The following is a 6622-nucleotide window of genomic DNA, read 5'->3' as shown; positions in this document are numbered from 1 at the left end:
AAAAAGGAAAACCCCCGTAGCGTAGGCTACGGGGGTTTTGCTTTTTGGATGTGATGATTTATTGCCACTACACCGGGCTATGTGACCGACCCTGTTCCGTAGGAACGGGGAAGGCGGCGCCGCAGGCGTCCCGCAGGGATAGCCAGCATCGCTGGCTACCTGTAGTAGGTCATGCCCGAAAAGCGGGGCAGGCTTTTAACCAAGGTTTAATCGTCGCGGCGCCGACCGCGGCGCTTTCTCCGGCAGTCCTGATCGCGCTGCTCGCCAAAGAGCTGGGTGCTCAGGGCAAGCTCGGGCAGGCGGCGATCGTCACCACTGAGTCTGTCAGGGTGATGTTGCTAGCTACAGCTGCAGTCGCCACGGTGGCAGATGTCGAGTGGTAGTGATGGCGCCTCACCAAGCAGGTAGCGTTTGCCCGCCAGCTCCGATGCTTCTCCACAGGCGCCACTGCCAGTGGTTATGCTGACAGCTTTCCAGTTTTCGGAGCATGCGGGCCGTTCGCCCTGTATTTTCGAGCGGGTGGTGCGGTGCCGGTTCCTCCCACGGCTTGGTCGGCTGACTCCAAAGAGTCTTCTCAACATGATCAGGGCCACATTGGCTTTTCCCCCTACAGTAGCGAAATGCGACGGTCAAAGCGAAAGCACCGCCTCTGGGGCGAACGGGAATGTTAAACTTTCGCTATGCAGATCAAAATAGACAGTCGATATAGTATCCCGGAGGCAGCCCTGGAGTGGGTGGCGATCCGTGCCCAGGGCGCGGGCGGACAGAACGTCAACAAGGTGTCCACCGCTGTTCAGCTTCGTTTCGACAGCCGGGTAGCGGGTGTGCCAGAGGAGCTGCGAAGGGCGCTCTTCCGAAGTTCGGATCAGCGCATCTCTTCAGAGGGGGTTGTGGTCATCAAGGCGCAACAGCACCGCAGTCAGGCGCGCAACCGGGAAGACGCCCAGCAGCGCTTGCTGGCATTGCTCCGCAGCCTTATGGCTCGCCCGAAGAAGCGTATTGCGACGCGACCTACGCTGGCATCAAAGCGCCGCAGGCTGGCCTCGAAGCAACACCGGAGCAAGCTGAAGTCCCAAAGGAAGCCCCCGGTCGACTAGTCTTCTGTGACCGGGGCTCAGGGGTGTGCCCGCCTAGCGCTCCGCCTTGAAGCCAGCTTTGTTGGCGTCCCAGGTATTGGTGCTCAGGCCTTTTTCCCGCAACTTGAACTTCTGGATCTTGTTGGTCGGGGTATAGGGCAGTTCGTCGACAAACTCGATGAAGCGGGGGACAAAGAAGTAGGGCGCGTTGTCGTTGATGTAGCGCGCCAGTTCCAGCTCACTTAGATTGGCCCCGGATTTCAGGATGACGTCGAGTTTCAGTTCGGTTTCTGAATCGAGGACATCACTGGGTACCCCGAACGCGGCACAGTCGGCGATGGCGGAGTGTTTTCTCGCCACCAGTTCGACTTCGAAGGTCGAGATATTGCGGCCCTTGAGCCGAACCGCGTCCTTCTTGCGATCGGCAAAGTAGTAGTAGCCGTCCTCCTTTTTGCGCAGCATGTCTCCTGTCTTGTACCAGGACCCATCAAAGGCTTTTCGCGTCGCTTCGGGATCGTCGAAATAACCATTGAAAATGACAAAGGGCTTGAGAGGTTTTACCCACAACTCGCCGGCTTCCCCGTCGGCGACATCCTGTCCGTCGTCATCAACCAGCCGGGCTTCAAGGGCGGGCGAGGGTAGGCCGCAGCTCCCGGGCGGAGGCAGTGGTTGGCCGGGCATGGTGATGATCAATTGCATCGCCTCGCTCTGGCCAAGCCCCTGGGGCATCAAGTCGACGTTAAAGCGCTCGCTGAAGGGGCCGGCGATATCCGGAGGCATGGGTACCGCCATCAGCTTGCGCAAGCTGTGCTGACCGTCATCGGGTTTTTCCGGGGCATTCCACAGGAACATGTGCATGGCACCCACGGTAAAGCTCTGCGTCGCTCCGTAGTAGTCCACGCGGTCCCAGAAGTTGCTGACCGAGAAGCTCCGATCCACGGCCAGGGGAACGCCGACGATAAGCGCGCGTAGAATCGAAGTCACCCAGGCAGCCGAGTTGTACATGGGCAGCACGGAGTAGATCACGTCTCCGGGACGCGTGCCAAACTGGGCATCGCCGGATTCCACTGCGTTGAACCATACGTTATGGCTCTGCATGACACCCTTGGAGCGGCCGGTCGTACCGGAGGTCCAGAGTACCGCACAGGTATCGCCATAGCTCATTCCGGACATGTCGGGCTCGGGCGCGCCGGCATGGTACAAACTGGCGAAATCGATAGCGTCGGGGAGGGCATCGCTTTCACCCACCTGCGCCACGTGGCTGACTTGCAAATCATCGCGGACCTGTGCGAGTCGCGCTGCATGCTCTGCGTCAGTGACCAGAATTTGTGGCCGGCTGCGGTTGATCGTCTCGGAAAGCCAGCTGCCTTTGTAGTCACCATTGATGGGCACCCAGATAGCACCGAGCTTGTTGGCGGCGAGCGCCAGGAAAATCACTTCCGGTGCGCTGCCCATGTAGAAAGCGACCCGCGCTCCACGCTCGAGACCGAGTTGTGCGAAGCCCGCGGCGAGTTCATTAACGCGCTGGTTGGCCTCTGCGAAGGAGTAGCGTGTTTCGCCGAACATGATGAATGGAGCATCCGGCTGCTGCTCTGCCTGAAGCCGCAGGGCGCGCCCCAGGTGCCTATCTTCAATATTGTCAAATTTCAGTACGTTCACGTCGCTCGATTTCCTGGTTTCACTGGGTTGTGGGTGGCCGCCTGCGGATCCCGTTCAGAGGGTGATGCCCGATCCTGGGGTTTGGGCAAGATGTTCCCCCATTGCAGCCAGTTGCTGCCCGGCACCTCCCAGGTCGAATTCGAGCTGCTTGGCCCAGAGAAAATAGCGGTGGATCGGATACTCCAGGTCGGCCCCGATACCGCCGTGCAGGTGTTGGGCGGTGTGACTGACCCGGTGCGACATTTCACAGGCCCACCAGCGGGTTGCGCCGGCCTGTAGTGTGGCGTCGAGGCCCGCGCTGATACGCCACATGGCACCATCCAGGACGGCCCGGAGTGCTTCAATGTCGATATAGCCATTGGCGGCGCGATGGGAGACAGCCTGGAAGGCCGCGATGGGCTTGTTGAACTGTTTGCGTTCAGTGGTGTAGGCCGCGGTGCGCTGCAGTGCTTCTTCGGCGACGCCGAGCTGAAGTGCCGCGGTAGCAATTTGCAGGCGCTGTTTCAGGCAGCGAGTCAGCTCGGCATCGCCGAGCGGTGTTACGGCGACGTTCTGAAGCTGGAGGGTGGCAGCGGGGCGCCCGCTGGTTGTGCGCTCCTGGGTGATGGAGACGCCGGACTCACTGGGGTCAAAGGCCACCAATTGCTCGCCGGCGACGGTTACCACCCTCGCTGCGCCCTCGGCGTAGGGAACATGGGGCAGGGTACCCGACAGCAGACCATCGATGTGCGCAGGGCCGTCGCCCAGGTTGAGTGCGAGATAGGTGTCGCCGGCGACCACGTCGCGAAGCACCTCGTGCTGCCCCGCCTGATCCAGTGCCCAGGCTGCCAACAGTGTTTCCCGAAGGGGTACGGGTGCCAGGACATGGCCCATTTCCTGCAATACCAGGCATTCGGCGATGAAGTCCATGCCAGAACCACCGGCTGCTTCGGATAGGCTCAGGCCGATCAGACCGGCTTCGCCCAGTACTTTCCACAGCGCGGTGTCGGGGTTGCTCGGAGAATCCGCGAGATAGCTGTCGCTTACCTGGTCGCGGAAGATCTGACGCGCCAGGTCGGCGATGGTGGTGTGATCACTGGAGAGTGAGAAGTCCATGATAAATCTCCGTTACAGGCTCAGTCGTTGTGCTCGGGAGGCGAAGCATGACGCTTGATGGTCAGGATACGCGCTGCGTAGTGCAGTTGCTCCTCCGGGGGATTGCAGGCAAACAGGCCGCGGTACTGGAGGACAGCAAGCCACTCGGCCAGTTCATCTTCGGAGAGCTGCAGTGCCAACAGTGTCGGGTCGCGTTCAATAAAATATTCTCTCAGCAGGTCCTGCCCGATGCCACTCAGTCCGTAGACCACCAGTCGTACCTCGTGGGGGCTGAGTTCGCTGTCGGGGAAAACAAAAGGGAACACATCCACCAGGAGCTGCAGGCGTTTGTAATAGGAGGCTTTCCAGCGCTCCCTGAAAACCGGATCGTCCGCACAGAACTGGTGGATACAGCGCATGATGCCCGGGTGGTCGGCATGGTTGCGGACCGCAAAGCGATAGTGAGAGCGCAGCCGGTTGAACCAGTCGCCCTTGCTCACGTCCCGCTCAATCACCTCGGTCGCCTCGGCGTTGGCAATGTGCTCGTCGAGAATTTCCTCGATAAGGCTTCGCAGGTCACTGTAGTAATGATGAAAGAGACCCGCCGCCACGCCAGCTTCTGCCGTGACGTCCTTGATGCGTAACTGGTGGTAGCCCACGCGATCCAGTACCGCGATGGCAGCATTTTTCAGTCGCTCTCGTGCCAACTCGCCCTTGGCGCGCCGGGCTGGCGTTCGGCTGGTGGCTGTGGCCATGCAATCTCTCCTTCACTGGCGTGAATTATTATTGAATTTGGATTCAAGATCAATAATAATCCCTGCATACTCTGCAAGCGGGAGAATGCGTTGTGTACATTGAGCATACCGAAGAGCAAAAAGCACTGCGTCAGGAGCTGCGGACCTATTTCCGCTCGCTGATGACCCCCGAGCTGATCGAGGCCACTCGTGGCAACGAGGGTGGCGACGCCTACAAGTCAGTGATTCGGCAGATCGGCCAGGATGGCTGGCTGGCCATTGGCTGGCCCAAGGAATATGGCGGTCAGGGCCGCGGCCCCATGGATCAGATGATCTTCTTCGAGGAAGCGCAACTTGCCAACGCACCGCTGCCCTTTGTCACCATTAGTACCGTCGCGCCGGCGATCATGGCCCACGGCTCGGAGGAGCACAAACGCTTCTTCCTGCCAAAAATCGCGGCGGGTGAGCTGCACTTTGCCATTGGCTATTCCGAACCGGGCGCGGGCTCGGACCTCGCCGCGCTGAAAACCGCAGCTGTACGCGAAGGCGACAATTGGGTTATCAATGGCACCAAGGTCTATACCTCCAGTGCCGAAGCCGCGGATTACGTCTGGCTGGCAGCGCGCACGGATCCTGAGGCGGCACGGCCCCACGCCGGTATCACCATTTTCATGGTGAATGCGGACCAGCCGGGCTTCAGCTACGCGCCGATTCACACCGTGGGCGATGTGCGGACAAACGTCAGTTACTACAATGATGTCACATGCCCCGACGACATGATCTGCGGTGCCGTTAACCAGGGCTGGAAATTGATTACCTCCCAGCTCAATCATGAGCGTGTGGGGCTCGCGGCGATTGGCATCTATGGCTACAGCGTGTACCAGCAGGCGTTGGAATGGGCGCGAAGCGCCGATGGTCGCGGCGTGCGTCCGATCGACAGCCCCTGGGTGCAGCGTACGCTGGCCGAGGCCTACGCTCGCCTGGAAGCCATGCGGCTAATGACCTGGCGCATGGCCTGGAGTATGGAGCACGGCGAGCCTGAGGTAGCCTACGCGTCGGCGATGAAAGCCTTCAGCACGGAGGGTCTGATCGAGGTCTACCGCCTGTTGATGGATGCCGTCGGCCCCGCCAGTACCTTGCACCGTGACAGCCCCGGAGCGGTGCTCCGCGGTGAACTCGAGGCCGAGTATCGGCAGTGTCAGATCAATACCTTCGGTGGTGGCGTGGTCGAGCTGATGCGCGACCTCGTCGCAGCCTTCGGCCTTAATATGCGTGCCTACAGTCGCTAGCTTGCAAAACTTGCGTGAATCAAAAAGCGCCGGGGGTGGACCCCCGGCGCTTTTTGACGTTTAATGCCCCTCAATTACCCGGTCAAATAATTAACAATGGTAAGAGCGATGGCGGTTTCCCCAAAGCCCGAGGGCCGAAGAGAGCGCAAGAAGCGGGAGACCCGCGAGCGCATTCTGCAGGTGGCAGCGCAAATGTTTGCCCAGGATGGTTTCGACGCGGTTACGGTTGAGTCACTCGCCGAGGCGGCCGATATTTCCAAGCCCACCCTGTTCAATTATTTTCCCAGCAAGATGGCCATCCTCCAGGCACTGGTGCCCGAGGTTGATCAACGCTTTGCCAACGCCATCGAGCGCTTTCGCCTCGAGGGAGGGAGTGTCTCCAGGCAGTTGGGCCGCTTCTTCGAGTTTGGTGGCAGTCAGACCCGCAAGACCCCCAAGCTGACCCGCTCTCTGCTGGTCCTGGCCTTGCGTGGCTATGAAGATACTGACCTGAAGCCGACCCAGCACCGGTGGCCACTGATGCGGGGGAGCTTCGAGGCACTGCTCTCCGATGGTGTCGCGCGGGGGGAGGTGCGCAGCGATATCAGCATCGAGCGCCTCACTCACTACATCACCAGCGTGTATGTCTACGGTCTGCTCAACTGGCTCGCGGACCCACAATACAGTGTCGAAACAGAACTGGCCATCGCGTCCCAGTTTCTGGGCTCAGCAGTTGCCGCCGAAAGGGCGTTGTCACCGACCGCTTCCGCGGTTGCCGGCGCCCTTTGAGCCAAGCATGACTCCGGGTGAA

At 60.3% G+C, this 6622-nt stretch carries 7 protein-coding genes; 4 read left to right on the top strand and 3 right to left on the bottom strand.

Features of this window, described 5'->3' with window-relative positions; genetic code table 11:
* Positions 1-44: 44 nt before the first annotated feature.
* Both ACYVGS_RS16000 and arfB read left to right on the top strand, forming a co-directional pair.
* Positions 45-383: a hypothetical protein gene (locus ACYVGS_RS16000; protein ID WP_460589686.1), complete on the top strand. Its 339-nt coding sequence runs from the start codon at positions 45-47 to the stop codon at positions 381-383.
* Between the two features lie 297 nt (positions 384-680).
* A complete protein-coding gene (gene arfB, locus ACYVGS_RS15995) occupies positions 681-1097 on the top strand; it encodes an aminoacyl-tRNA hydrolase (protein ID WP_460589685.1) in 417 nt (138 codons plus the stop codon).
* Between the two features lie 33 nt (positions 1098-1130).
* Here the strand turns inward: arfB and ACYVGS_RS15990 are convergent, their stop codons facing one another.
* The 3 genes from ACYVGS_RS15990 to ACYVGS_RS15980 are packed head-to-tail and all read right to left on the bottom strand — an operon-like array spanning position 1131 to position 4564.
* Positions 1131-2735 carry an AMP-binding protein gene (locus ACYVGS_RS15990; protein WP_460589684.1) on the bottom strand — a complete coding sequence of 535 codons (1605 nt, stop codon included), beginning with the start codon at positions 2733-2735 and terminating at the stop codon, positions 1131-1133.
* Positions 2736-2789: 54 nt separating this feature from the next.
* Positions 2790-3830, bottom strand: coding sequence for an acyl-CoA dehydrogenase family protein (locus ACYVGS_RS15985; protein ID WP_460589683.1), 1041 nt, complete (start codon positions 3828-3830; stop codon positions 2790-2792).
* A gap of 20 nt (positions 3831-3850) precedes the next feature.
* On the bottom strand, positions 3851-4564 hold the full coding sequence (locus ACYVGS_RS15980) for a TetR/AcrR family transcriptional regulator (RefSeq protein ID WP_460589682.1): 714 nt from the start codon (positions 4562-4564) through the stop codon (positions 3851-3853).
* Between the two features lie 92 nt (positions 4565-4656).
* Here ACYVGS_RS15980 and ACYVGS_RS15975 point away from each other — a divergent pair, with 92 nt between their 5' ends.
* The gene (locus ACYVGS_RS15975) at positions 4657-5832 is read left to right on the top strand and encodes an acyl-CoA dehydrogenase family protein (RefSeq protein WP_460589681.1); all 1176 of its coding nucleotides are present in this window, start codon (positions 4657-4659) and stop codon (positions 5830-5832) included.
* 108 nt (positions 5833-5940) lie between these two features.
* A complete protein-coding gene (locus ACYVGS_RS15970; protein ID WP_460589680.1) occupies positions 5941-6600 on the top strand; it encodes a TetR/AcrR family transcriptional regulator in 660 nt (219 codons plus the stop codon).
* Positions 6601-6622 lie beyond the last annotated feature (22 nt).

This window comes from Haliea atlantica (assembly GCF_054779855.1).
This window is presented reverse-complemented; position numbering and strand designations above follow the sequence as displayed.